17 protein-coding genes are annotated in these 23,739 nt (G+C 72.3%); 5 read left to right on the top strand and 12 right to left on the bottom strand.

From position 1 onward, the window contains the following. Positions 1 to 70 precede the first annotated feature (70 nt). Positions 71 to 5,821, bottom strand: coding sequence for an RHS repeat domain-containing protein (locus ACFVVU_RS27125; protein WP_387792798.1), 5,751 nt, complete (start codon positions 5,819 to 5,821; stop codon positions 71 to 73). On the opposite strand from ACFVVU_RS27125, the gene ACFVVU_RS27120 reads away from it, so the two are divergent. Next, positions 5,805 to 6,086: a hypothetical protein gene (locus ACFVVU_RS27120; protein WP_387792796.1), complete on the top strand. Its 282-nt coding sequence runs from the start codon at positions 5,805 to 5,807 to the stop codon at positions 6,084 to 6,086. The two genes, ACFVVU_RS27125 and ACFVVU_RS27120, sit on opposite strands and share 17 nt — an antisense overlap. Before the next feature lie 405 nt (positions 6,087 to 6,491). Further along, positions 6,492 to 10,652, top strand: coding sequence for an FG-GAP-like repeat-containing protein (locus ACFVVU_RS27115; protein ID WP_387792794.1), 4,161 nt, complete (start codon positions 6,492 to 6,494; stop codon positions 10,650 to 10,652). Positions 10,653 to 11,013: 361 nt separating this feature from the next. Here the strand turns inward: ACFVVU_RS27115 and ACFVVU_RS27110 are convergent, their stop codons facing one another. The 3 genes from ACFVVU_RS27110 to ACFVVU_RS27100 all read right to left on the bottom strand — a co-directional run bounded on the left by ACFVVU_RS27110 (position 11,014) and on the right by ACFVVU_RS27100 (position 12,407). Continuing rightward, the gene (locus ACFVVU_RS27110; RefSeq protein WP_380682689.1) at positions 11,014 to 11,373 is read right to left on the bottom strand and encodes an STAS domain-containing protein; all 360 of its coding nucleotides are present in this window, start codon (positions 11,371 to 11,373) and stop codon (positions 11,014 to 11,016) included. Positions 11,374 to 11,562: 189 nt separating this feature from the next. Then, entirely contained in the window at positions 11,563 to 11,841 is a 279-nt protein-coding gene (locus ACFVVU_RS27105; protein ID WP_387792791.1) for a dsRBD fold-containing protein, read from the bottom strand. Further along, the gene (locus tag ACFVVU_RS27100) at positions 11,838 to 12,407 is read right to left on the bottom strand and encodes a flavodoxin family protein (protein WP_387792789.1); all 570 of its coding nucleotides are present in this window, start codon (positions 12,405 to 12,407) and stop codon (positions 11,838 to 11,840) included. The genes ACFVVU_RS27105 and ACFVVU_RS27100 overlap by 4 nt, the downstream gene beginning before the upstream one ends. A 214-nt stretch (positions 12,408 to 12,621) precedes the next feature. On the opposite strand from ACFVVU_RS27100, the gene ACFVVU_RS27095 reads away from it, so the two are divergent. Beyond that, positions 12,622 to 13,227 carry a hypothetical protein gene (locus tag ACFVVU_RS27095; protein ID WP_387792787.1) on the top strand — a complete coding sequence of 202 codons (606 nt, stop codon included), beginning with the start codon at positions 12,622 to 12,624 and terminating at the stop codon, positions 13,225 to 13,227. Between the two features lie 57 nt (positions 13,228 to 13,284). Here the strand turns inward: ACFVVU_RS27095 and ACFVVU_RS27090 are convergent, their stop codons facing one another. Together ACFVVU_RS27090 and ACFVVU_RS27085 are read right to left on the bottom strand one after the other, a co-directional pair. After that, entirely contained in the window at positions 13,285 to 16,932 is a 3,648-nt protein-coding gene (locus ACFVVU_RS27090; protein WP_387792785.1) for a hydantoinase B/oxoprolinase family protein, read from the bottom strand. Between the two features lie 117 nt (positions 16,933 to 17,049). Then, positions 17,050 to 17,685 (bottom strand): hypothetical protein, encoded by a 636-nt coding sequence (locus ACFVVU_RS27085; protein ID WP_387792783.1) that lies wholly within the window; start codon positions 17,683 to 17,685, stop codon positions 17,050 to 17,052. A gap of 252 nt (positions 17,686 to 17,937) precedes the next feature. Here ACFVVU_RS27085 and ACFVVU_RS27080 point away from each other — a divergent pair, with 252 nt between their 5' ends. Next, positions 17,938 to 19,158, top strand: a complete 1,221-nt coding sequence (locus tag ACFVVU_RS27080; RefSeq protein ID WP_387792781.1) for a glycosyltransferase — start codon at positions 17,938 to 17,940, stop codon at positions 19,156 to 19,158. 75 nt (positions 19,159 to 19,233) lie between these two features. Here ACFVVU_RS27080 and ACFVVU_RS27075 read toward each other — a convergent pair whose 3' ends face one another. The 6 genes from ACFVVU_RS27075 to ACFVVU_RS27050 all read right to left on the bottom strand — a co-directional run bounded on the left by ACFVVU_RS27075 (position 19,234) and on the right by ACFVVU_RS27050 (position 22,890). Then, positions 19,234 to 19,386 carry a hypothetical protein gene (locus ACFVVU_RS27075; protein WP_350550125.1) on the bottom strand — a complete coding sequence of 51 codons (153 nt, stop codon included), beginning with the start codon at positions 19,384 to 19,386 and terminating at the stop codon, positions 19,234 to 19,236. Positions 19,387 to 19,698: 312 nt separating this feature from the next. Beyond that, positions 19,699 to 20,079: an ArsR/SmtB family transcription factor gene (locus ACFVVU_RS27070; RefSeq protein WP_387792779.1), complete on the bottom strand. Its 381-nt coding sequence runs from the start codon at positions 20,077 to 20,079 to the stop codon at positions 19,699 to 19,701. A gap of 79 nt (positions 20,080 to 20,158) precedes the next feature. Then, complete coding sequence (locus ACFVVU_RS27065; protein WP_387792777.1) at positions 20,159 to 20,506, bottom strand: hypothetical protein; 348 nt, start codon at positions 20,504 to 20,506, stop codon at positions 20,159 to 20,161. A 136-nt stretch (positions 20,507 to 20,642) separates the two neighbouring features. Then, positions 20,643 to 20,864: a hypothetical protein gene (locus ACFVVU_RS27060; RefSeq protein WP_380687389.1), complete on the bottom strand. Its 222-nt coding sequence runs from the start codon at positions 20,862 to 20,864 to the stop codon at positions 20,643 to 20,645. 200 nt (positions 20,865 to 21,064) lie between these two features. After that, complete coding sequence (locus ACFVVU_RS27055; protein WP_387792916.1) at positions 21,065 to 21,889, bottom strand: ABC transporter permease; 825 nt, start codon at positions 21,887 to 21,889, stop codon at positions 21,065 to 21,067. 14 nt (positions 21,890 to 21,903) lie between these two features. Continuing rightward, positions 21,904 to 22,890: an ATP-binding cassette domain-containing protein gene (locus ACFVVU_RS27050; protein WP_387792775.1), complete on the bottom strand. Its 987-nt coding sequence runs from the start codon at positions 22,888 to 22,890 to the stop codon at positions 21,904 to 21,906. A gap of 119 nt (positions 22,891 to 23,009) precedes the next feature. Here ACFVVU_RS27050 and ACFVVU_RS27045 point away from each other — a divergent pair, with 119 nt between their 5' ends. After that, the gene (locus tag ACFVVU_RS27045; protein WP_380687394.1) at positions 23,010 to 23,648 is read left to right on the top strand and encodes a PadR family transcriptional regulator; all 639 of its coding nucleotides are present in this window, start codon (positions 23,010 to 23,012) and stop codon (positions 23,646 to 23,648) included. Positions 23,649 to 23,739 lie beyond the last annotated feature (91 nt).

Below are 23,739 nucleotides of genomic sequence, written 5' to 3'. Positions count from 1 at the left end.
GCCGGCCTCGTGGCGTTTCCGGCGGGCACCCCGGTCGAACAAGCGGCGGTGTGGTCCACCGCGGCGGATGCTACTCCAGGTCGCTCTTGCGGGCGTACGAGTCGGACTCCAGGTACTCGCGGGCACCGCGTTTGATGAGGAGGACGGTCACGGCCTTGTTGCCGTTCGCCTCGCGGGCCGCGCGTTCACCGAGTGCCTGGGCGAACTCGTTGTTCAGCAGGTCGACCCGGTGGTCCGTCTCCTCCTCCGGCGGGTAGTAGGCCTCGTGGGCGGCCGCCCACTTCTCCGCCTTCTCCCGGCCGAGCCGCGCGGTGAGACTCGCCTGCCACAGCACGTGCCGGTAGGCGTTCGCCTCGGCTCCGCCCTGGCCGCCTTCCTTGTACTGGTTCTCCCTCATGGCCCACATGCTCTCGGCGACGTAGACGGTGCAGTCGGACTTGTTGTCCCAGCAGAGCGACAGCTCCGCGTCGTTCATAGTGAAGCTGAAGGAGCGGTTCATCTCCTTGCGCTGCTCCTCCGTCACCGCCCGGTACTCGACCTTCTTCTGGTCCTGGTCGCCGAGGTGGTTGGCCCGCGCCTTGCGCTCGTCCTTGGTCAGGTTGCCCTTGGAGTTGCTGCGCGGCGTCGGCGGGGTCGGCGGCGGCGGGGAGCAGTCGTGGGTGGCGCAGTACTCGGGGGCCGGGGTGCCGCCCTCGTTGCGGGTGATGTTGAGGTAGTTGCTGCCGTAGTCGACCGGCTGGGTGCCCTTGTTGGTGCAGGTGTACTGGCCGGAGTAGCACTCGGGCAGCGCCTCGCCGGACGGGTCGCTGGTGGTCAGCGGGTTGTTGTTGGCGTAGGTGTAGGCGCCCATCTCCTGGGAGGCGGTGGTGTCCATCTGCGGGTCGACGCTGATGAACCGGCCGGTGTTGGGGTCGTACTCGCGGGCCCCGAGGTGGGTGAGGCCGGTGTCGCCGTCCCGGGTGCCGCCCAGGAAGCCGTGGTCGCCGAGCCAGCCGCTGCCGGGTGCGGTGCCGCGCTCGGCGCCGAACAGGGTCGTCTTGCGCCGGGTGACGGCCTGGGTGGCCGAGTCGACGTGGACGGTCGCGGTGCCGTGCTGGTCCGCGAGCACGAAGGACAGCTTGCCCGCGGTGCGCACGGCCGCGGTCCTGCCGCCGTGGCTGTAGTAGCGGGTGCCGACCGGCGTGGTGGCGCCGGGCGCGAGCTTCAGCTCGTTGCCGCCGGGCAGGTAGAGCGTGGTGCCGGTGGAGTCCCTGCGGACCAGGCGGTTGCCGTCGGCGTCGTAGACGTACGTGTTGTCCGTCCCGGTGCCGGTCAGCTTGGCCAGGTGGCCCTGCTGGTCCCACTCCAGGGTCTGGGCGGGGGCGGAGCCGATCGTGCGGCCGGTGGTGTTGCCGGTGACGTCGTAGGAGTAGCTCTCCTTGACGGTGCCGCCGGGGCCGGTCTGGGTGACCTCGGCGAGGGCGTTGGGCTTGCCCTGGACCGGGGTGTAGGTGCGCACGGTGTCCGCGGCGCCGCCGAGGCCGTGCCGGGTCTCGCTGCGGCGGTTGCCGACGCCGTCGTAGCCGAAGCTGGTCCAGTAGGCGTCCGGGCCGCCGACCGTGCTCGCCGACGGCGCGGCGGCGCAGTTGTCGGTCGCGGTCCAGGCCTGGGTGATCCGGCGCAGCGAGTCGGTGATGACGCACTGGGTGTCGGTCGCGACCGGCGCGTCCTGACCGGAACGGGTCGAGGTGCTGGTCACGTTGCCGACGGCGTCGTAGGTGTAGTGGGTGTCGTCGATGCGCTGCGGGGCGGCCTCGCGGTCGCTCACGGCGCGCAGCAGGCTACCGGTGTGCTCGTCGTACTCGTACGAGGCCCACAGGTGCGAACCGAACGCGCCGTACTCGTCGCGCAGGGTCCGGCCGTAGTGGTCGTAGGTGCTGACCGAGACGATCGGGGCGCCGCCGGCGTACGTGCTGACGGGCAGTCCGGTGGTCGGGGTGTAGGAGTGGACGACCCGCTCCGCCGGCAGTCCGCCGAGCGCGGGCTGCTGGGTCCACATCGGCTGGCCGGTGTTGGGGTAGTAGGACGTCGTCCACTTGTAGGTGTTGGCGAGCTGGCCCTCCGCGGACGGGACGGTCAGCTGGGTGTTGACCGGCTGGTAGAGGGCGTTGTACGAGGTCACCGCCGAGACGTAGGCGGCGCCGTTCACGTAGCGGGTGCTGGTGTCGGGCTTGCCCTTGGCCGCGGTGTCGTACGTCCACTCGGCGAGCTTGGTGGCACCCTGCTTGACGGCGGTGGTGCGGCCGAGCGCGTCGTAGTCGGTGTGCAGCACCACGCCGCGGGCGTCCTTCACGTCGGTGACACGGCCGCCGACGTCGACGGTCAGCTCGGAGGTGCCCTTGTCCGGGTCCTCGACCCGGACCTGCCGGCCGCGGCTGTCGTAGCCGTAGCGCCAGACGTTGCCGACCGGGTCGGTCATCTCGACGACCTGGCCGCGCTTGTCGTAGCGGTAGAGCACCGACTGGCTCGCGGTGCGCTCCTCGTTGGTGTACTCCTTCATCTCGACCACGTTGCCGCGGGCGTCGGCGAGGTTGGTCTTGGCGGTGCCGCCCTTGGGCGGGACGACCGTGATGCCGTCACCGTGGTAGGTGGTCGTGGTGCGCTTGGTCTCGTCGCCGAACCGCTTGCCGATGACGGCGGTCGGCCGGGCGGCGCCGTCGTAGAGGGTGTCGGTCGAGGACGGGTACTTCAGCTCCTGCCCGGTCACCAGCACGCCCTCGGCGGCGCCGTCGGCGTAGTACGAGCCGGAGTCGCGCCAGGCCAGGCCGCGGCTGTCGTAGAACTGCTCGGTGACGAGGCGTCCCGTGCGGTCGGGCGAGGTGCGCTGGGTCTGGCGGGAGCGCATCAGGCCGTCGTAGATCGCGTACGAGGTCTCGTAGGTGGAGTCGAACTGCAGGGTGCGGGTGGTCACCACGACCGGGCCGTTGTTGCGCACCTGGTAGTCGAACCCGTAGTTCGGCGAGTCGGGGTAGGTGGCGGCCGAGCGGGTGGGCAGCCAGACGCCGGTGAGCCGGCCGAGCGCGTCGAAGCGGCTGGTGGTCACCTTGGCGTTGGGGTCCGAGATCGTCAGCGCCTGGCCGCGCAGCGGCTCGTAGCCGGTGGTGGTCGTGTGGCCGAGCGGGTTGGTGACCACGGAGGAGGCCGCGACCTCCCCGGCGGCCGGGGTGTAGGCGGTCGTCGTGGTCCTGCCGTAGGTGTCGGTGGCCGAGACGACGCGGCCGTAGGCGTCGTAGCCGGTGCGGGAGAGGGTGTCGTAGCCGTTGCCCGCCCCGTTGATGCCGCGGCTCTCGGTGGCCAGGCCGGCGGTGGGCGCGGCGCCGACGGTGGTGGTGTTGTCGTAGAGGGTCTGGGTGTCGGTGATGACGTCCGCCGGCCGGTTGACCGGCGAGCCGCAGGCCGCGCCGACGAGCTCCACCCGGCTCGGCTTGTTCAGCGTCCAGGTGCCCGTGTTGCGGGCGTACGTCGTCGTGGTGCACCGCTCGTCACCGCTCTTGGACTCGTCGCCGAGCTCGCTGAGGGTGGACAGCAGGCCGTACTCGTCGAAGGTGCGCGACAGCGAGGTGCGGCGCTCGCCGCCGGTGACCGCGGTGCGGGTCTGCTCCTTCTGGACGCCGCTGAAGCGGGCGGTGAGCGCCGGCAGCCCGGCGCGGTTGCGGGTCGCGGTGGCGGTGGAGATCCACGGCGTGTACGAGGTCGCCGAGACCAGCGCGCCGCCGTCCCCGTTGTAGACGGCCCGCTCGCGCAGCTGGCCGGCGAACTCGGGACGGTCGGTGACGGCCTCGCCGGCCGAGTCCTTGACCGCCGCCCCGTCGATGCCGCGGAAGTAGCGGGTCTCGGTGAGGGTCCGGGCGTCGTAGCCCGCGCCGGTACGGGTCTGGACGCGGCCGTAGCCGCGGGCGACGGAGAAGGTGCGCTCGTCGGCGTTGGTGAGCTCGTCCTCGTTCATCGCCCAGGCGGCGCCGTCGGGGTAGGAGTACTCGGTGACCTTGTCCGGGGTCTCGGCGAGGTTGTCGCCCTCGACGACCTTCTCGACCACGTAGCTGTTGAACCAGTCGTCCTTCACCGTGCTGCCCTCGCGTCGTTTGACGGGGTAGCAGCGGCTGGTGTTCGAGCCGTTCGCGGCCGGCAGGCTGGTCGCGGTGCAGCCGGGCTGGGAGTAGTAGACGCCGGTGGTGCCGCCGGTCTCGCTGGTGATCTGCGACATCCGCAGCCGGACGAAGGGCGCGAGGCCGTCGCCGGTCCGGTCGACCCGGTTGGCCATCTGCTCGCCGTCGAAGGTGACCGGGGGCAGCTCCAGCTTGCCGCCGGTCCAGCCGGTGCGGGTGACGGAGGAGAGCCACATCGGGGTGGAGAGGCCGTCACCGGAGGGCGGGAAGCCCTGCTTCAGGCTCCAGCTGTCGACGTCCTTGTGGGTGCCGCCGGTCAGGGCCCTGGCGGTGACGGTGACCAGGCGCTTGCGGGACCAGAAGGTGGGGGAGGCGTTGGACTTGCAGTCCGCGCCGTCCGCGCAGTACAGGTCGAACGGGACGTCCGGCCAGTTCTTGGCGTGGGCCTCGTCGAAGGTGCCGCAGTCGGCCAGGCAGCGCTCGTCGACGTCGAACTTGACGACGCCCATCGGCTTGGCGGAGTACACGGTGTCCGCGCGCAGGCCGTACTCGACACGGTCGAGCCAGCCGCCGCGCACGTACGGGGTCGCGGTGCCCTTGCCGGTCGTCGTGCTCCAGTTGCGGGCGTAGTTGTTGGTCTCGGTGTTCCAGTAGTACGCCATCGCGTTGCCGCGCGCGTCGACCACGTAGTCCAGCTGCCAGCGCCAGGCCTGCTGGCACCAGGCATTGGCGAAGGACGCGTTGTAGCAGGGCTCGCCGGACTGGTTGCCGAACACCGGCACCGTCCAGGTCGACCTGGTCTCCGCCGATCCCGGCTGGAAGCCCGGCAGGCGGTTCAGACCGAAGAAGTACTGGGTGCCGTCGGTCGAGGTGATCTTCCAGTGCTCGCCGTCGTTGTCGCCGTTGGCGGCGCCGGTCAGCTTCTCGACCTTCTCGCCGCTGTCCGCGGCCGGGTGCCAACCCTTGCCGGCCTCGTACACCAGCTCGGTGTTCTTGCCGCCGAGGTTGAGGACGGCGTTGTCGTTGAACCAGCACAGGTCGCCGACCTTGGCGGTGTTGGTGCCGCCGGTCTTGTCGTCGTCGCACGGCTTGTAGCGCCGCTCGATGAAGCCCGGCTCGTACGACCAGCCGTCACCCAGCCAGCCGGCCTGGTTGTTGGAGGCGCTGCTGCGCCCGTCGACGGCCTGCGAGGAGTAGCCGAGCGAGACGGCGGGCTGCAGGCCGCCGGGCACCGGGGGCGCCGCCATCGGGTAGGCCCAGGTGAAGGTTCCGGTGGAGCCGCCGGCCGACCAGGAGCCGGAGGCCTGGAGCTGGGTGGCCTTGTAGTCGCCGGTGGGACCGGCGGCGTCGGCGAGCGCCGCGAGCACCGTCGCGCCACCGGCCGGGGCGGAGGCGGCGGCGAGCGAGAAGCCCTTCGCCTCGGCCGGCCGGGCGGCGGGGGCGTCCACGCTCGCCGAGACGGCGCCCCTGGCGGGCTCGTTGACCGACTCCAGCGGGACCGGCGTACGGCACTCCGGGCTGTCCGGGGTGGTGAGGGCGCACTCGGGGAGCCGGACCAGCCTCAGTCGTGACGCCCAGTCACCGCCGTAGGCCTTGGCGAAGGCCGAGTAGTCGAGCGTGACCTTGACCTTGTCGCCCTCGGGCGCCCGGTCCGCCGCCGTGAGCGAGAACAGCACGCCGTCGATTCCGGCGGCACGGGTGTGCTGCCGGTCGGCGACGGTGACCTCGACGCTCTTCGGCTGTCCCGAAAGTAGTGCCTTCGCGCGCGAATCAACGTTTGCCGCAAGCGACTTGTCCGAACCGGATGCCGATTCGACGGATATCGCACCGGGGCCGGGCCATACCGTCTCGGGGGTCTTCTCCGTGGCGGTCGAGGCCAGACCGGCCCGCTTTTCCCCGCCGACCGGTGCCGTCTTCACGGGCACCGGCCGGATCTGCTGAAGGGCCGGCAGATCCGGCCCCCTGCCGCTCTTCTCAGCGGCTGACGCTGCACCTGGCAGCGCCGATGTCAATGCCGTGGCCACGACTGCGGTCGCCAGCCAACGGACGACGAAATGCCTCACTCGTCCCTCCGATGATTCTGAATGAGTCGACGAAGGCTAACAAGGCCTCACCGCGGATTTCTTGGGCTCACCTGGGAAAATGATGGGCGTAATGTCCCGTGTGCGATCATTCGTCAGGATCCGTGGTGCGTTCCCCATCTGGCCGTCAGTGCGGCTGGAGTGGAGTGAAGTTGACTTTGCATCACGAAGATGAAGGCGATGTGAAAGAGCCGAGGGGGTGCTTCGCGGCGGGGTATAGAGTCCTACCGCTTTCGGTAAAAGCACTCATCGTGAAGGAAGCAGTGTGACCATCCTTTCCCGTAGGAACGGGCGCAGTGGTTTGCGTCCGACCGGGGCGATAGCCCTGGGCCTGGTGGGAGGGCTCACGGTCGGCCTCGCCGTCGTGCCGCCCTCCGTCGCCCGAGCCCTGCCGGCCGGCCCGACCGCCCCGACCGCCCCGGCTGCTCCCGGCGTCGCCGTGAACCCGTCCGACGACGACGGTTCGGTCAGCCCCGAGGAGAAGGCCCTCCAGCAGGCCAAGTCCACCAACGCCCCCGCCGAGCTCGTCACCGCCCGGACCGAGCGCTCGGACACCTGGGCCAACCCCGACGGCACCTTCTCGGTGCGTCACTACGGGACCCCGGTGCGCGTGCTGCGCGGCGGCGCCTGGGTGGCCACCGACCCGACGCTGCAGTTCGCGGCCGACGGTTCGGTCAGGCCGAAGGCCGCGTCGGTGACCGTGGCGTTCTCCGGCGGCGGCACCGGCCCGCTGCTGACCGGTGTGAAGGACGGGCGCACGCTGTCGCTGTCCTGGCCGAAGCCGCTGCCCAAGCCCACCCTGGCCGGCAATGTCGCCACCTACGCCGAGGTGCTGCCGGGTGTCGACGTGCAGCTGAAGGCGGAGGTCGAGGGCTTCTCCCAGCTGGTGGTCGTCAAGACCGCGCAGGCGGCGGCCAACCCGGAGCTGGCGACGCTGAAGTACACGATGTCGACGGTCGGGGTGACGGTGGCCACCGACGCGGCCACCGGCGCGGTGCGGGCCACCGACCCGGCGGGGCGTCCGGTGTTCACCAGCCCCCCGCCGATGATGTGGGACTCCACCACCATCAGCAGCGCCCCGCCCGCCACCGGGCCCGCCAGGTCCGCCGCCGCCCCGGGCGCGGAGGGCTTCGCCCCGGCGGTCGGCGGCGGTGCGGGTGACCCGGCGGCCGGGTTCGAGCAGCCAGTCGGTGCCAAGGACGCGGTCATGCCGACCTCGGTCAGCGGCAACACCCTGCAGATCACGCCGGACCAGGCGCTGCTGACGGCCGCGGACACCAAGTACCCGGTGTACATCGACCCGTCCTGGGCGTGGGGCGGGCGCCAGAACTGGACCCGGGTCTACAAGAAGTACCCGAGGATGAGCTTCTGGAACGCCAACGAGGTGGCCCGGGTCGGCTACGAGAACGAGACCAACGGCCTGTCCCGGTCGTTCTTCCAGCTGGACACCAGCAACATCAAGGGCCGCAAGGTGATCAGCTCCACCTTCCGGATCAACAACGTCTGGTCCTGGTCCTGCCAGGCCCGCCCGGTCCAGCTGTGGCACACCGGCGGCATCGACAAGGACACCACCTGGGAGAAGCAGCCCGGCAAGATCGACTGGCTGGGGACCGTCAACGACGCCAAGGGCTGGAACTCCGGCAGCTGCCCGGGCGGGAACCTCGAATGGGACGTCACCTGGAAGATGCAGCGGGTCGCCGCCGCCGGTGACCCCAACATCACCCTCGGCCTGTACGCGGAGAACGAGGGCGACACCTTCGGCTGGAAGAAGTTCGACTCCAAGTCGGCGTACCTGGAGACCAAGTACAACGACCCGCCGCTGACCCCCTCGGGCCTGGGCACCAACCCGCGCACCGACTGCGCCACCGGCGGCCTGATCGGCAACACCACGGTCAGCCTCTACGCGCTCGTCGACGACCCCAACGCGGGCAACCTCTCCGCCCAGTTCCAGATCTTCCGCGGCGGCTCCCTGGTCGCCGACAAGTGGATCCCCGCGCTCAAGGGCCGCGTCTCCACCCTGGTCGTCCCCGACGCCGAACTGCCCACCGGCGACTACACCTGGCAGGTCCGGGCCTACGACCAGAGCGAGTACTCCGGCTGGAGCACCACCTGCCGCTTCACCGTCGACCGCACCCGCCCCGCCAGGGCCCCGAAGATCGACTCCTCGGCCTTCCCCAACGGCGACAACGGCTGGCCCGCCGGCACCGGCAAAGCCCGCAACCCCGGTGACTTCACCATCGCCTCCAACGGCGTCGACGACGTCGTGCGGTACGGCTACTTCACCGACTGGGACCAGTCGGTGAAGACGGTGGACGCCCCCGCCGCCGGCGGCACCGCGAAGATCTCGCTCAAGCCCTCCGGCGTGGGCCCGCACTTCGTGCACGCCTTCAGCCAGGACGCCGCCGGCAACCGCTCCGACACCGCGACCTACCTCTTCTACGCCGGCCGCTCGCAGGACCGCGACGAGCCGTACGACCTCAACGGCGACGGCCACAAGGACATCTGGAGCGTCGACTCCAACGGCACCCTGCTCACCTACGCGGGCCAGGGCAACGGCCAGTTCTCCTCCGCCACCAACGGCGGCCTGTCCTTCACCGACCCGCGGATCACCTACTCCGGCGACTGGGGCGAGGACGGCTACAACGACCTCGTCACCCTGGAGTACGACAGCGTCGACAAGCGCCGCAAGCTGTGGACCTACCCCAACAACGGCCTGGGCACCGCGACCGTCAACTTCGGCAAGAGGAAGCAGGAGCTCAAGGTCTACTGCCCGGTCGCCGATCCCGAGGGCACCTGTCCGTCCGGCAACGACCACTGGCAGAACGCCAATGCCCAGATCCTGTCGCCCGGGGACCTCAACGGCGACAAGATCCCCGACCTGCTGGTGCGCGACGGCAAGCTGCTCTGGGCCTACTACGGTTCGCGCGACGACTACCTGGACAACTCCGACCCGGTCCTGGTCGGCGGTGACGACTGGGACAAGTTCACCGTGATCGCCCCCGGTGACCTCAACGGGGACGGTGTCCCGGACCTCTGGCTGCGCGACGAGACCAACGGCGACATCCTGCGCACCTTCGGCAGCAAGGACGCCAACGGCGTCATCGACCTGGCCACCTGGGGCACCAAGGACCGCGTCAAGGTCGGCTACGGCGTCACCAAGGAGCTCTGGCCCACCGTCGGCTCGGTCGGCGACATCAGCGGCGACGGCGTCCCCGACCTGTGGGCGCGCAAGGCCGACAACACCCTGTTCGCCTGGTGGGGCCAGGCCTCGGCCGGGGTCGTCTGGACGTTCTCCGGAGGCTGGGCCATCGACGGCGTGGTCGGCGCCCGGATCCCCTCCGGTACCAATCTGACCTCCGGCCAGGAGTACGCCACCGGAACCGCCAAGCTCACCATGCAGGCCGACGGCAACCTCGTGCTGACCAAGGCCGGCAAGCTCTTCTGGGCCTCCAACACCGGTGGCAACCCCAACGCGTTCGCCCGGATGCAGGCCGACGGCAACCTGGTCGTCTACAGCGCCGACGGCTCCAAGGCGCTCTGGAGCTCCCGCACTCACGGCAAGCCCAACTCCTACGCGATGCTGCTCGAACACGGCGTCCTGGTGATCTACAACGCCGTCGGCCAGGGCCAGTGGACCAGCAACACCCAGGGCCGCCCCGACTTCAACGCGGACGGCAAGACCGACATCCTCACCCGCGACGCCAACGGTGACGTCTGGGTCTACCCCGGCAGTGGCGGCTCCGGCATGTCCACCTTCGGCGGCCGGTACTTCGCCGGCAACGGTTGGTGGCGCGAGTACTGGACCGGCGTCTACGCCACCGACCTCAACAACGACGGCCACACCGACATCATCGGCATCACCCGCGAGGGCGACATGTGGCTGTACGCGGGGACCGGCAACTCCGGCACCAGCACGGTCGGCGCCCGGACGCTGATCGGCACCGGCTGGGGCGGCTACACCACGCTGGCGTTCGGCGACGTCACCGGCGACGGGAAGACCGACGTCATCGCCCGCGACGGCGGTGGCGAGCTCTGGGTCTACCCCGGTACCGGCGGCACCGGCACCTCCACCCTCGGCAACCGCTTCTTCATCGGCAACGGCTGGTGGCCTGCCAACTGGATCACCATCCGGGTGGCGGACGTCAACGGCGACTTCAAGCCCGACATCATCGGCCGCACCGACGGCGGCGACCTCTACATCTTCCCGAACACCAGTGACGCCCAGAGCACCAGCTTCGGCCCGCGCTACTTCTGGGGCAACGGCTTCTGGCCCGGGGAGTGGAACCCGTTCGTCAGCGACTTCAACAACGACGGCGCGGCGGAGGCGGTCGGCATCACCAAGACCGGTGACCTGTACGACTTCATCCCGAGCGGCCGCACCCTGGTGGGCACCGGCTGGACGTCGTTCTTCGAGGTCATCCTGTAACCACCGGAGCCGGTGACCGCGCACGACGCGGCGCCGACGCGGCGACGACACGGGCGCCACCCCGCGGCAAGCGGGGTGGCGCCCGTTCGTTCGTCAGCCGCCGGGACACCGTAGCGGTCTCGGCCCCCGCGCCGGTCAGTTCGGCGGCGGTCTGTTCGCGCTGGCCGAGCTCGTCGCGCAGGTGGGCCTGGAGCGGGTCGGCCTCCGGCTCCTCGGCGAGCTCACGGGCCTCTTCGGCCCGGTCCGGTCGTGGCGGCCCATCGCGCCCGCTGCTCCTGTCCGGAGGCCATGGGCGAGCGTGGGCGGCAGGCAGCCGGAGTCCGGAGTGCCGTAGCGGGAAGGCCGGACGGGGCAGGCGGGCTCAGGGGTGGGCGGGCTGCGCGAACTCGCAGGGCACGGACCGGTACAGGCCGAGCAGCCGCAGCACCTTCGCGGGCTGCCGGGAGACGCCGCGCAGGAACAGCCGGGTGCCCTTCGACAGACGCCGGTTCAGCTGCAGGAAGGCGTTCGCCCCCGAGCTGTCGCAGAAGCTGACGCCGGACAGGTCCAGCACGAGCTCCCGGTCGTTCTCGTCCGCGAGTCCCAGGAGTTCCGGGACGAGGCCGGATGCGGTGAGCATGTCCAGTTCGCCGCTCAGCCGCACCACCGTGGTGCGGGCCCGCGGATCGCGGGTGACCGATCGGACCACGCCGTGCCCGACCGCTGTTGCCGTCGCGCCCACCACAACCTCCTGGGAGTTCCGTCGTCTCGCGGCCCGGGCGCGACCGGTCCTCCGGTCGGCGCGGTGCCGTGCCCGTACCGGAGTCAACCAACTGCCGCGCCGCGTCCGGAAGAACCGATGGGCCCCCGCCGTAGGGCCGGTGGTCCCGGGCCGCCCGGACGGGTCCGGCGGGTGGCGGGGAGCGCGGGGTCAGCCGGCGTCGTGCTCGTTGGCCGCGGCGTCGGTGCGGCCGGCGCGCAGCAGCTGCTGCCCGAGGTCGATCAGGGCCCGGGCGGCCGCGTACTCGTCGCCGATCTCCGGAACCGGCGGGTCGTGCGGGTTGCGGTGGGCGGTGGTACGGCTGTGCAGGGTGTTGTCACCGGTGTCGAGCACGGCATGGACGTTGGTGACGTCGCCCTCCTCGAAGAGGTCGAGCCGCAGGGTCCAGCGCTTGGTGCGCAGCGGTGTCGTGGTGGTGTGCGTGCTCATCGCGGTTCCGTCCTTTCGAACACGGTTCGTCGCTGGACGAGGGCGGCGCCCCAGGCGCGGGCGCGGTCCAGTTCGCCCGCCCGGAGCGGGCCGTCGACGCCTTCGACGACGAAGCCCTCGGGCTCGGCGACGACGTCGTAGTGGTGGTGTTCGAGACGGTGGGCGATGCCGGGGGCGGCGCCGCCGCTGCCCGAGCCGGCGCCCCGGGTGTCGAAGGCCGCCGCGTGGGTGCCGTGCTCGGTGTCGGGCAGATGGCGGAACCAGGAACGCAGGCCCTCGCCGTCGGCGGTCTCGCGGGCCTCCCGGGCGGTCTCCTCGTGGCCCTCCTTCCTCGCCTCCGCCGCGGCGGCCATCCGGCGGCTCAGTCCGGAGGACATGCCGTGCATGTGGGTCGGTCCGCCGACCACGAGCAGGTCGGCGGACCGGGTCAGCTCGGCGGTGGCCTCGGCCACTGGGAGGCAGTCGACGGCCGCGGCGGGGGCGGCGCCGTGCACGCCCTCGGCGATGGCCTCGGCGACCTCGCGGGTGTTGCCGTACATGCTCTCGTACACGATCACGGTGTGCATGGCTGTCACCTCTCGTCGGCGGACGACGCCGCGGTCCCCGGTCGTCGCGGGTCCCGATCGCGTCCGCACTTCCATGGCACCACCATCGGTCCCTCCGCGCAGGGGCCGGAGGGCCCGGGCGGCGGGCCCGGCGGACCCTGGGACCGCGCCCGCCGCGCCGAAAGACTGGGGGCGACGCCGACGAACCGCACACCCCGCCCCGAGGAGGCGCGCCATGACCGCGCAGCAGCACCCGGCCGTGCACCCGCCGCTCCGCACCCGGCTCCGCCGCGCCTCCGGGCGGGACCACAACCCGCTGCGCCGCCCGGTCGACCGGGCCCGCAGCCGTCTGGTCCTCGCGCTGCCGCCCGTCCTCGCCGTGCTGCTCGTCCTGAGCGCGGCGCTCTCCGCGCTGGTGTACCGGGTCGAGGCCCGCGCCGAGCGGGAGACGGCGCGCCACCGGCACGCCGTCGTGGCGACGACCACCGGGCCGGCGGTGTCGGACTACCTCTGGTCCGGCAACGCCAGGGCGCACGCCCTCGCCCGGTGGAGCCACCCCGACGGACCGGGCGAGGGCACCATCCAGGTGACCGTCGGGACGGCCGCCGGAACGGCGGTGCCCATCTACCTGGACGACGCCGGCGTCCCGGCCGCCGGGGCCCGCGACACCACCGCGATCGCCACGGAGGCCGGACTCCTCGGTCTCGGCGCCGCGCTCGCTCTCGGCTCCTTCGTCCTGATCGGCTACACGGTGTGCCACCGCGCCCTGGACCGGCGGGCGGAGCGGAGCTGGGAGCCCGCCTGGGAGCGGGTGGAACCGCTCTGGACCCAGCGGCGGTGAGGTGACGGGGGAGTTCCCACGCCGGCGGAGTGTCCGCCGGGACCGCGCCGGCCGTGGTCATGGCCGTCTCCGGTCGCCTGCGCCCGTTCCCCGGGGTGCGGCCTCACCGGTCCCGGTGGTCCGGCCCCCGTCGTGCGGCCCGTCGTGCGGTCCGGGGAGCGGCCCGAACCCGCCGCCGCCGGGGGTGAGGATCTCCACGGCGTCACCGGCCGCGAGCTCGGCGCTGCCGCAGCCGGGCACCTCCTCCACGGTTCCGTCGTGGCGCAGCACGCGGTTGGCGCCGAGCGCGCCGGGAAGGCCGCCGGCGAGGCCGTACGGCGGGACGCGGCGGTGGCCGGAGAGGACGCTGATCGTCATCGCCTCGCGGAACCTCAGCCGCCGGAGCACGCCGTTGCCGCCGTGCCGGCGCCCGCCCCCGCCGCTGCCGGGGCGTACGGCGAACTCCTCGACGAGAACGGGGTACCGCCACTCCAGGACCTCCGGGTCGGTGAGGCGGGAGTTGGTCATGTGGGTCTGGACGGCGTCCGCCCCGTCGAAGGCCGGCCCGGCGCCGGAGCCGGAGGCGATGGTCTCGTAGTACTGGTGCTCCGCGTTGCCGAAGGTCAGATTGTTCATCGTGCCGGAGCCCTCGGCCTGGACGCCGAGCGCGCCGTAGAGCGCGCCGACGATGGCCTGCGAGGTCTCGACGTTGCCGGCGGCGACGGCGGCCGGGTACGCGGGGGCGAGCATCGAGCCGGGCGGCACGAGGATCCGCAGCGGGCGCAGGCAGCCGTCGTTGAGCGGGATGTCGTCGGCGACGAGGGTGCGGAAGACGTAGAGCACGGCGGCGGTGACGACGGCGGAGGGCGCGTTGAGGTTGCCCGCGAGCTGGGGGGACGTCCCGGCGAAGTCGATGGTGGCGCGGCGCTCCCGGCGGTCGACGCGCACCGAGACGGCGATCACGGCGCCGGAGTCGGTCCGGTAGCGGCAGCTGCCGTCGGTGAGGCCGTCGACGGCGCGCCGCACCGCCTGCTCGGCGTTGTCCTGGACGTGCCGCATGTAGGCCTGGACGACGTCGAGGCCGAAGTGCTCGATCATCGCGTTGACCTCGTCGACGCCCTTGCGGTTGGCGGCGATCTGGGCGCGCAGGTCGGCGAGGTTGGTGTCCGGGTCGCGGGAGGGGTGCGGCGGGTCGGTGAGCAGCCGCCGGGTCTCCCGCTCGCGCAGTCGTCCGTCCACCACCAGTGGCCAGTTGTCGAAGAGCACGCCCTCCTCGTGGATCTCACGGCTGTCGGCGGGCATCGAGCCGGGGGAGATGCCGCCGATCTCGGCGTGGTGGCCGCGGGAGGCGACGAGGAACAGGATGTCGCGGCCGTCCGGGTCGAAGACCGGGGTCACCACGGTGACGTCGGGCAGGTGGGTGCCGCCGTGGTACGGGTCGTTGACGGCGTAGGCGTCGCCCGGGCGCATCCGGGGACCCTGCCGGCGGAGGACCTCCTTGACGGTGGTGCCCATCGAGCCGAGGTGGACCGGGATGTGCGGGGCGTTGGCGACGAGGTTGCCGTCCGGGTCGAAGAGCGCGCAGGAGAAGTCCAGCCGCTCCTTGATGTTGACCGACTGCGCGGTGGACTCCAGCCGGGCGCCCATCTGCTGGGCGATGGCCATGAAGAGGTTGTTGAAGACCTCCAGCAGGACCGGGTCGGCGCGGGTCGGGACGCTCTCCTCGGCGGTGGCCCCGACCTGTTCGACCAGCAGGTGCCCGGCCGCGGTGACGGTCGCCCGCCACCCGGCGTCCACCACGGTGGTGGCGTTGGCCTCGGCGATCACCGCCGGGCCGGTGACGGTGTCCTGCGCCCGCATCGACTCGCGCTCCAGCAGCGGGACCCGGTGCCAGCGGCCGCCGGTGTACAGGGCGACGGTGACGGGCCCCGCCGGGGCCGGCGCGGGGGAGAGGGTGTCGAGCACGGGCCGCTCGGTCAGGCCGGTGCCTTCGACGGCGAGGGCCTCGACGGTGAGCGGGCGGTCCATCAGGAAGGAGTAGGTGGCCCGGTGCCGCTCCTCGAACTCGGCCCGCATGCCGGCCGGTTCGCCCAGCGGGACGCCGATGGTGCTGTCGGTGCCCTGGTAGCGCAGCCGGATCCGGTGGGTCAGCCGGATCCGCTCCCGGGGCACGCCCTGGTCGAGCAGTTCGTCGAGGGCCGCGCGCGCCAGCTCGTCGGCGAGGGCCCGTACGGCGCCCATCTCCTCCTCGGCCAGGGGCCGTTCGACGGCCCGCTCGCGCAGGACGGTGGTGTCGGCCAGGCCGATGCCGAGGGCGGACAGCACCCCGGCCATCGGCGGGACGAGCACGGTGCGCACGCCCAGTGCCTCGGCCACCGGACAGGCGACCTGGCCGCCCGCGCCGCCGAAGGTGGTCAGCGTGTACCGGGTGATGTCGTGGCCCTGCTGGACGGAGATGCGCTTGATCGCATTGGCGATGTTGCCGACCGCGATCCGCAGGAACCCGTCGGCCACCTCCTCGGCGGTGCGGTCGCCGATCTCCCCGGCCAGTTCGGCGAACCGGCGTTCGGTCGGGCCGCGGTCGAGCGGCCGGTCGCCGTCCGGTCCGAAGACCCGGGGGAAGTGCTCGGCCTGGATCCGGCCGAGCAGCAGGTTGGCGTCGGTGACGGTCAGCGGCCCGCCGTTGCGGTAGCAAGCGGGGCCGGGGAAGGCACCGGCCGAGTCCGGGCCGACCCGCAGGCGTTCACCGTCGAAGCGGAGCACCGAGCCGCCGCCCGCGGCGACGGTGTGGATCGCCAGCATCGGGGCCCGCAGCCGCACCCCGGCGACCTGGGTGGTCACCACCCGCTCGTACTCGCCCGCGAAGTGCGAGACATCGGTGGAGGTGCCGCCCATGTCGAAGCCGATCACCCGCCCGTGGCCGGCGAGTTCCGACATCCGCACCATGCCGATGATGCCGCCGGCCGGGCCGGACAGGATCGCGTCCTTGCCCCGGAAGTGGCCGGCCTCGGCGAGCCCGCCGTTGGACTGCATGAACATCAGCCGGACACCGGCCAGTTGGTCCGCCACCTGGCGCACGTAGCGGCGCAGCCCCGGGTCGAGGTAGGCGTCGACCACCGCGGTGTCCCCGCGCGGCACCAGTTTCATCAGCGGGCTCGCCTCGCTGGACAGTGACACCTGGTCGAAGCCGAGCCGCTCGGCGAGCCGGCCGATCTCGCGCTCGTGGGCGGGGTGCAGACAGCTGTGCAGGCAGACCACGGCGACGGAGCGCAGGCCCGCGCGCCGGCAGTCGCGCAGTTCCTCCGCGAGCCGGTCGAGGTCGGGCGGGCGCAGCACCCGGCCGTCGGCGGCGATCCGCTCGTCCACCTCGACCACGCGGCTGTACAGCGGCTCGGGCAGCACGATCTCACGGGCGAAGATCAGCGGCCGGTTCTGGTAGCCGATCCGCAGCGCGTCCGCGAAGCCGCGCGTGATGACCAGGACGGTCGGCTCGCCGGTGCGCTCCAGCAGGGCGTTGGTGGCCACCGTGGTGCCCATCCGGACCGAGTCGATGTCCGCCCCGGGCGGCAGGAGGGCCCGGATCCCGGCCACGGCGGGGTCGCGGTCGAGCGCCGGGTCGTGGGAGAGCAGCTTGTGGGTGAGCAGACGGCCGTCCGGCGCCAGCGCGACCACGTCGGTGAAGGTCCCGCCCCGGTCCACCCAGAACTGCCAGCCCCTGGCTGCCATGACCGGTTCCCTCCGCCCTGCCGTGCGGCGTTCCGTGCGCGAGTGGCCCCGCGCACGAGTATCCGGCCGGGTGAACGGCCGGGGCAAACGGAACCGGCCGGGAGCGGCACCCGGGCCTCAGGGCCCGGCCTGCGCGAAGAGCACGGCGTGGCGGGCGATCGCCCCGGCACGGTCGGCGCACTGCTGGTAGCAGCAGGCCAGCAGGACGAGGTCGGTGACGTCGACCGGGTCCGTCGCCTCCGCTCGGGAGTCCTCGCGGACGTCCTCGCGCAGCAGTAGTCCGTACAGCAGCCGCTGCCGCTGTCCGACCTGGTGCAGCTCGCTCAGCACGTCCGCGACGCCCTCGGCCGCCCCGGACCGCAGGACGCCGGCGGACCGTGCGACCAGGTCCAGCGCCGCACCGGCGAGCCCGCGCAGCGGGTCCCGCAGCCGCTCGACGAACGCCCCCCGCTCCTGGCGGGCCCACGCCGCCTCCAGCAACCGCCGGGTCAGCTGGGCGAGCGCCTCGACCTCGCACCCCACGTGGACGCCCACGACGACCCCGGCCCGCCCGCCGGGCGTCGCGGCGGCGTCCTCCTCGACCCGGGCCAGCAGCTCGCCCAGGGCCGTCTCCGCGATTTCGATCCCGTCCTCGCCGTCGTCCGGCTCCATGAGGACGGCCGTCACACCGCCGAGCGCGGTGTGCGCCAGTCCCACCAGCGCGGCGAGCTCGTCGACCAGCGCGCGGTGGCCGGCGTCTGCGCCATCGGACATCGCACTCACTCCCGTCGTCCCCGCTCGGCCGCTCCCGCGCCCACCGGGGTCCGTCGTCGGACCCGCGCCCACGGCCGTTCCCGCCGGAGCCCGGGGGTGCTTCCATCGTCCCGTGGGACGGCTCCGTTGTCCTGGGGCGCGTCGCGTGGATCGGCCCGCGTCCGCGACGCGCCCCCGGCCGCGCGGGCCGCGCCCCTGCCGGCCGCCGGCCCGGGTTCCCGACGCACCGGCCCGGCATGGAGAATCACCCCCATGCGGATCCTGATCGTCACCACCGGTTCCCGCGGGGACGTCGCGCCGTTCACGGGCCTGGGCCGATGCCTGGCGGACGCCGGGCACCGGGTCGCCGTCGTCGCCCATCCGACCTTCGAGACGCTGATCGAGGGCTGCGGGCTGGAGTACCGGCCGCTGCCGGGGGACCCGGAGGAGCTGATCCGCGCCAGGGCCCGCGCGACGTCGCGGGAGGAGACCCGCGCGCTGATGACCGCCTTCGTGGACGGGCTCGCCGACGGTGTGGCGGACGCCGTGGCGGGCGGGGCGGACCTGCTGCTCACCGCCTTCGCCCCGTCGTCGCTCAGCCGGACGGCGGGGGAGGCCCACGGCGTGCCCGTCCTCGGCACGTACCTCACGCCGGCCTTCGCCACCACGGAGTTCCCGCTGCCCGGCCCCGGCGTCGCCGGGGACCTCGGGCCGGAGGAGAACCTGGCGGTCGGCCGGGAGCGGCTCCGGAGTGCGGAAGGGCTGTTCTCGGGCGCGGTGGCCCGGATGCGCGAGCGTCTCGGCCTGCCCGGCACGACGCCGCCGGAACCGCTCGGACACACCCGTCCGGTCGTCCACGGTTACAGTCCGCTGCTGCTGCCGCGCCCGGCGGACTGGCCGGCCCCGGTCGAGGTGGCGGGCTTCTGGTGGCCCGCCCGGCCGCTGGACTGGCAGCCTCCCGCTGAACTGGTCGACTTCCTCCAGGCCGGTCCGGCACCGGTGTTCGTCGGTTTCGGCAGCATGGCGCCGGGGGAGGGTGAGCGGCTCGGTGAGCTGGTGACGGAGGCGGTGCGTCGGGCGGGCGTGCGCGCGGTGGTCCAGGCCGGGTGGGCCGGGCTGAAGGCGGCGGGTGACGACGTCCTGTCCGTCGGGGACCTGCCGCACGACTGGCTGTTCCCGCGGACGGCCGCCGTCGTGCATCACGCCGGAGCGGGTACCACGGGCGCCGCGCTACGGGCCGGCGTTCCCGCCGTGCCGGTGCCGGTCATGGTCGACCAGCCGTTCTGGGCGGAACGGCTGCACCGGTTGGGAGTCGCCCCGGAGCCCGTGCCGTTCGCCGATCTCACCGCCGAGCGCCTCGCCGCCGCGATCACGGCGGCGCTGGCGGAGCCGGTCCGCCGAAGCGCGGCCGCCGTCGGTGCGCTGATGGCGGCCGAGGACGGTGCCGGTGCTGTGCTCTCCCACGTCGACCGGATCGACGGCTACCCCGGCTGACCTGCCGGTGCTCCCCGGGGAGAGCGGCGGTCGCGGTGGTGCGGCTTCCGGGTCGACGGCCTGCGGTCGCGGTGCTCAGCCGCCGAGGCGGGCGAGGAGCAGACGCGCCCGACGGGACTTGGCCTCGGCGCGGTTCTTCAGGTAGAGCGCGTGGGCGAGGCGGTGCTGCTCGGCCTCCCGCATCCGCTCGTTGATGATGGCCCGCGCGGTGTCGAGGTGGTAGTTCATGACGGTCTTTCCCCCTGCCGGTGGGAGGCCGCCGACGCCTTCAGCATCAGCCCCAAGGCCTCCTTACGCCTATGATTCTACATCAACCTTTGAACATCGCTCGCCAATTCCCAGCCGCGACGGGTTGTTCTCCTGCTGTTTGAAGGATCGTTGATTGGTGAGGACTGGGTGTGCCGGGCATGACCGACCGCCGTCCGGGAGTGCGGTGACGCGTCGCCAGGGGTGCCGTCCCCCGAGGAGGGCGTGGCGGCTCGGCCGCCCGGCAACCTGGCCGACGGCACGTCCGACCTGCCGGGCGGCCCGCCGACGGGGTCAGCCGTCGGACGCGGGACCGGTGTCCGGGCGCAGGTCGTCGAGGAGTTCGGCGCGGTCGGTCAGCAGGGTGGCGAGGATGGACCTGGCGACGGTCAGGAGTTCGCCGATCTCGGGGCTGGTGAGCCGGTAGACGACGGAGGTGCCCTCGCGTCGGGAGGCCACGACGCCGGTGCGGCGCAGGATGGCGAGCTGCTGGGAGAGGTGCGCCGCCTCGACGCCGACCTCCGGGAGCAGTTCGGCGACGGCGTGCTCGCGTTCGCTGAGCAGTTCCAGGACGCGGATGCGCACGGGGTGGCCGAGGGTCTTGAAGAACTCGGCCTTGTGCTGGTAGAGCGGTGCGGCCGTGACGGAGGGCCGGCGAGGGGTGTCGGCGGTCATCGGATTCACCGCCCGCGTCGGGTGTCGGCTGGGCTGGGCATCATCGCTCCAGACTGTAGCAATGCCGCGAACCGCCTGGTCAGCGCGGGGTGAGGGCGGCCAGCGCGGTGTCGGTGTCGGGGAACAGCCGCAGCAGGCCCAGGCCGTGGGCGGTGGCGAGCAGGGGTGCGGCCCGCTCGCCGAGGCCGCACACGGCCAGCAGGCCGTGGTCGGGGCCGAGGCGGCCGGCGGCGTTGACGATCGCGGCCTCACCGTCGCCGTTCCAGCCCTGGAGCGCGGCGAGGTCGATGACGACGGCCCCGGAGCAGCGCGCGCCGGTCCAGTCGACGGCGCCGGTGAAGCGGTGCACCACGTTCTCGCCGAGGAACCCGGACAGCTTCATGATGCCGATGTCACCGGCGCGTTCGAGGTCCCACTGCATGCCCACCGCCACCCCTTCCACTCCGGTCCCGTGCCTTACTTTCCAATATTAGCAACTGCTAAGATCTGCAATGCGACGGGTAGCCGGAAGCGCCTGCCGCCGATCGCCCGCCCCGGAGCCGACGCCGGGGCGGGTGATCCCGTCACGAGGGGGCGTCGGTAGCCCTTCCGGTCCAGTCCCCTTCCGCCTCGTCCGCGCCGTGCTCCACGGTGATGTCGTGCTGGGAGGCGATCCGCAGCAGGTGCGCCACCCGCCCCGCGTACGCCTGGAAGCCGTCCTCGTCGCCCGACTCCCTTGCCTGGTCCCGCAGTTGGCGGGCCTCGGCCAGCTGCTCACGCAGTTCCTCGTCGAACACGTCGCTCATCGTCGCCCTCCCCGGGGCGGCCGCCGCGGCGGCCGGTCGCACCGAACCTCTTGATAGAAGAATGCGGTATCTGCAAATGTGAAGAATTCTTCAACTTGTGATCGGCGCAAGTCAACCTCAGGGCGTGGCGCTCCGTGCTCGCCCGCCCGGTCCGCGGTGGGCCGGGAAGCCGGCCGCACCGCGGATCGAGGGAGCCTCCGCTAGCGGCTGAGGCCCCTGAAGCGGCTGACCGCGAGCGGGAGGAAGGTCGCGACCAGGGCCGTCGGCCACGCCACCGCGAGCAGTTCCGCGTTTGTCGCGGCCCAGGAGTCACCGGTCGCGCCCGGGTTGCCGAACAGGCCGCGCACCGCTGTGGCCGTCGCCGACATCGGGTTCCACTCCACGACCGCGCCCAGCCACGACGGCATCGACTCCGGGGAGGCGATGGCGTTCGAGAGGAAGCCGACCGGCCAGACCAGGATCTGCACCGCCTGCACCAGCTCCGGCCGGCCCGCGACCATGGCCAGGTGGATGCCGATCCACACCATCGCGAACCGCAGCAGCAACAGCAGTCCCACCGCGCCCAGGAAGGAGGCGAAACCGCCGTGCCAGCGCCAGCCGATCGCGTAGCCGACCGCGATCATCGCGATCAGCCCGACCGTCGACTGCAGCATGTCCGCGACGCTGCGCCCGACCAGGACCGCACCGGACGCCATCGGCATCGAGCGGAACCGGTCGACGATCCCCTTGCCCAGGTCCTGGGTGACGGAGAGCATCGTGGCCTCCAGGCCGAAGGCCATCGTCATGGTGAGCATGCCGGGCACCAGGTAGTCCTTGAAGTCCCCCTCGACGCCCCGGCCGCCGCCGATCAGGTAGCGGAACATCAGCAGCATCATCACCGGGAAGACCAGCCCGACGACCACCTGCACGGGCTGCCGCGCCCAGTGGGCCAGCTCGCGCCTGGTCATCGTCCAGGAGTCGGCGGCGGCCCGGCGCAGACCCGCGCCCGTGCCGCCGGCGGTCGCCGTGCGGTGCGGCGCCTTCATGGTCCGGACCGTGCTCATTCCGCCTCCACCTCCGCCTTCGTCAGGTCTGTCGGGCCCGTCAGGTGCAGGAAGACCTCGTCGAGCGTCGGCCGCCGCACCGCGATGTCCTCCGCCACGATTCCGGCCGACTCCAGGGCCCGTACGGTCTCCGTCAGCGCCGCCATCCGGTCGCCGACCGGGGCGCTGACCAGCCGGCGGTCCTCGTCCACGCTCGCCTCCCCGGGCAGCAGCGAGGCCGCCCTGGCGAGCTGGCCGGCGTCGTGCAGGACGACGTCGATCCGGTCGCCGCCCGTCCTGGTCTTCAGCTCGTCCGCCGTGCCCTGGGCGATGACCTTCCCGCGGTCGATCACCGCGATCCGGTCGGCCAGCTGATCGGCCTCCTCCAGGTACTGCGTGGTCAGCAGTACGGTCGTGCCGCCGTCGACCAGCGAGCGCACCGCGTTCCACACCTCCGTGCGGCCGCGCGGGTCGAGCCCGGTGGTGGGCTCGTCCAGGAAGAGCACCCGCGGCTCGGAGATGAGGGAGGCGGCCAGGTCGAGCCGCCGCCGCATCCCGCCGCTGTACCGCTTGACGGCCTTCGTTCCGGTGTCGGTGAGCCCGAACCGGGTGAGCAGCTCCTCGGCCCGGGCGGTCGCGCGGCGCGCGCCCAGGTGGTGGAGGCGGCCGAACATCTCCAGGTTCTGCCGGCCGCTCAGCTCCTCGTCGACGGCGGCGTACTGGCCCAGCAGTCCGATCCGCGCACGGACCTCGTCGGGGCGGGTCACGGCGTCGATCCCCGCCACCTCCACCCGGCCCTCGTCGGGGCGCAGCAGCGTGGACATGATGCGGACGGCCGTGGTCTTGCCGGCGCCGTTCGGCCCGAGGATCCCCTGGACGGTTCCCCCGTGGACGGTGAGATCGAGACCGTCGAGTGCCTGCTTGTCGCCGTACCTCTTCCGCAGTCCCTCGACCACGATCGTCGGGTCGTGGTCGGCCGAGTGGTCGGTCGAGTGGTCGGTCAAAGCGTTCCCCTCCGCCAGTAATCAAACTTGACTAGCTCGGGGAAGGTAGCCTGTTTCGCATGACTGGTCAAATTTGATTAGCCTGGGCTCCCACGAGCAGGATGAGGAAGGAGCCGCTCATGTCCGCGATCCGGCTACTGGTTCTCGGTGCGGTCCGTCAGCACGGACGCGCGCACGGCTACCAGGTGCGCAACGACCTGGAGTACTGGGGAGCCCACGAGTGGTCCACCGCCAAACCGGGCTCGATCTACCACGCGCTCAAGCAGATGGCGAAGCAGGGACTCCTCGTCGCGCACGAGGTCGCCCCGAGCGCCGTCGGCGGCCCGCCCCGGGTCGAGTACGAGATCACCGACGCGGGCACCGCGGAGTACCTCGGTCTGCTGCGCGAGGCCCTGACCTCGTACGACCAGAAGCGGGACATGCTCTCGGCCGCCCTCGGGTTCATCGTCGACCTGCCGCGGGCCGAGGCCGTCGCACTCCTCAAGGAGCGGATCGCGGGGCTCGAACGGTGGCGGGCCGAGGTCACCGAGTACTACGTGCCGCAGGACGGTCCCGAACAGCTCGGGCACATCGGCGAAATCATGAACATGTGGGTGCACTCGGCCGACAGCGAGGCGGAGTGGACCCACGGCCTGATCGGGCGGATCGAGGGCGGTGCCTACACCTTCGCGGGGGAGGGCGAACCGTTCGTGGGGGTGCTCACGGAGGGCGAGCCGAACCCGTACGCCACCGGGCCGCATCCCGAGGACCCTCACTAGGAGCTGTTCAAGGTTTGGATCATGTGGCTGGAGTCAGGGACTTCAGCCACATGATCGATCCGCGGAGGTGCAGGCCTGCCGTGTAGCTTTC

The sequence above is a fragment of the Kitasatospora sp. NPDC057965 genome (assembly GCF_042887135.1).
Taxonomy (GTDB): Bacteria; Actinomycetota; Actinomycetes; order Streptomycetales; family Streptomycetaceae; genus Kitasatospora.
This window is presented reverse-complemented; position numbering and strand designations above follow the sequence as displayed.

Coding starts and splice junctions, on each gene's coding strand:
- ACFVVU_RS27070 (WP_387792779.1), bottom strand. CDS start 20,079: ATGACCGCCGACACCCCTCGCCGGCCCTCCGTCACGGCCGCACCGCTC.
- ACFVVU_RS27090 (WP_387792785.1), bottom strand. CDS start 16,932: ATGGCAGCCAGGGGCTGGCAGTTCTGGGTGGACCGGGGCGGGACCTTC.
- ACFVVU_RS27085 (WP_387792783.1), bottom strand. CDS start 17,685: ATGTCCGATGGCGCAGACGCCGGCCACCGCGCGCTGGTCGACGAGCTC.
- ACFVVU_RS27080 (WP_387792781.1), top strand. CDS start 17,938: ATGCGGATCCTGATCGTCACCACCGGTTCCCGCGGGGACGTCGCGCCG.
- ACFVVU_RS27095 (WP_387792787.1), top strand. CDS start 12,622: ATGACCGCGCAGCAGCACCCGGCCGTGCACCCGCCGCTCCGCACCCGG.
- ACFVVU_RS27100 (WP_387792789.1), bottom strand. CDS start 12,407: ATGCACACCGTGATCGTGTACGAGAGCATGTACGGCAACACCCGCGAG.
- ACFVVU_RS27075 (WP_350550125.1), bottom strand. CDS start 19,386: ATGAACTACCACCTCGACACCGCGCGGGCCATCATCAACGAGCGGATG.
- ACFVVU_RS27055 (WP_387792916.1), bottom strand. CDS start 21,889: ATGAAGGCGCCGCACCGCACGGCGACCGCCGGCGGCACGGGCGCGGGT.
- ACFVVU_RS27060 (WP_380687389.1), bottom strand. CDS start 20,864: ATGAGCGACGTGTTCGACGAGGAACTGCGTGAGCAGCTGGCCGAGGCC.
- ACFVVU_RS27105 (WP_387792791.1), bottom strand. CDS start 11,841: ATGAGCACGCACACCACCACGACACCGCTGCGCACCAAGCGCTGGACC.
- ACFVVU_RS27045 (WP_380687394.1), top strand. CDS start 23,010: ATGTCCGCGATCCGGCTACTGGTTCTCGGTGCGGTCCGTCAGCACGGA.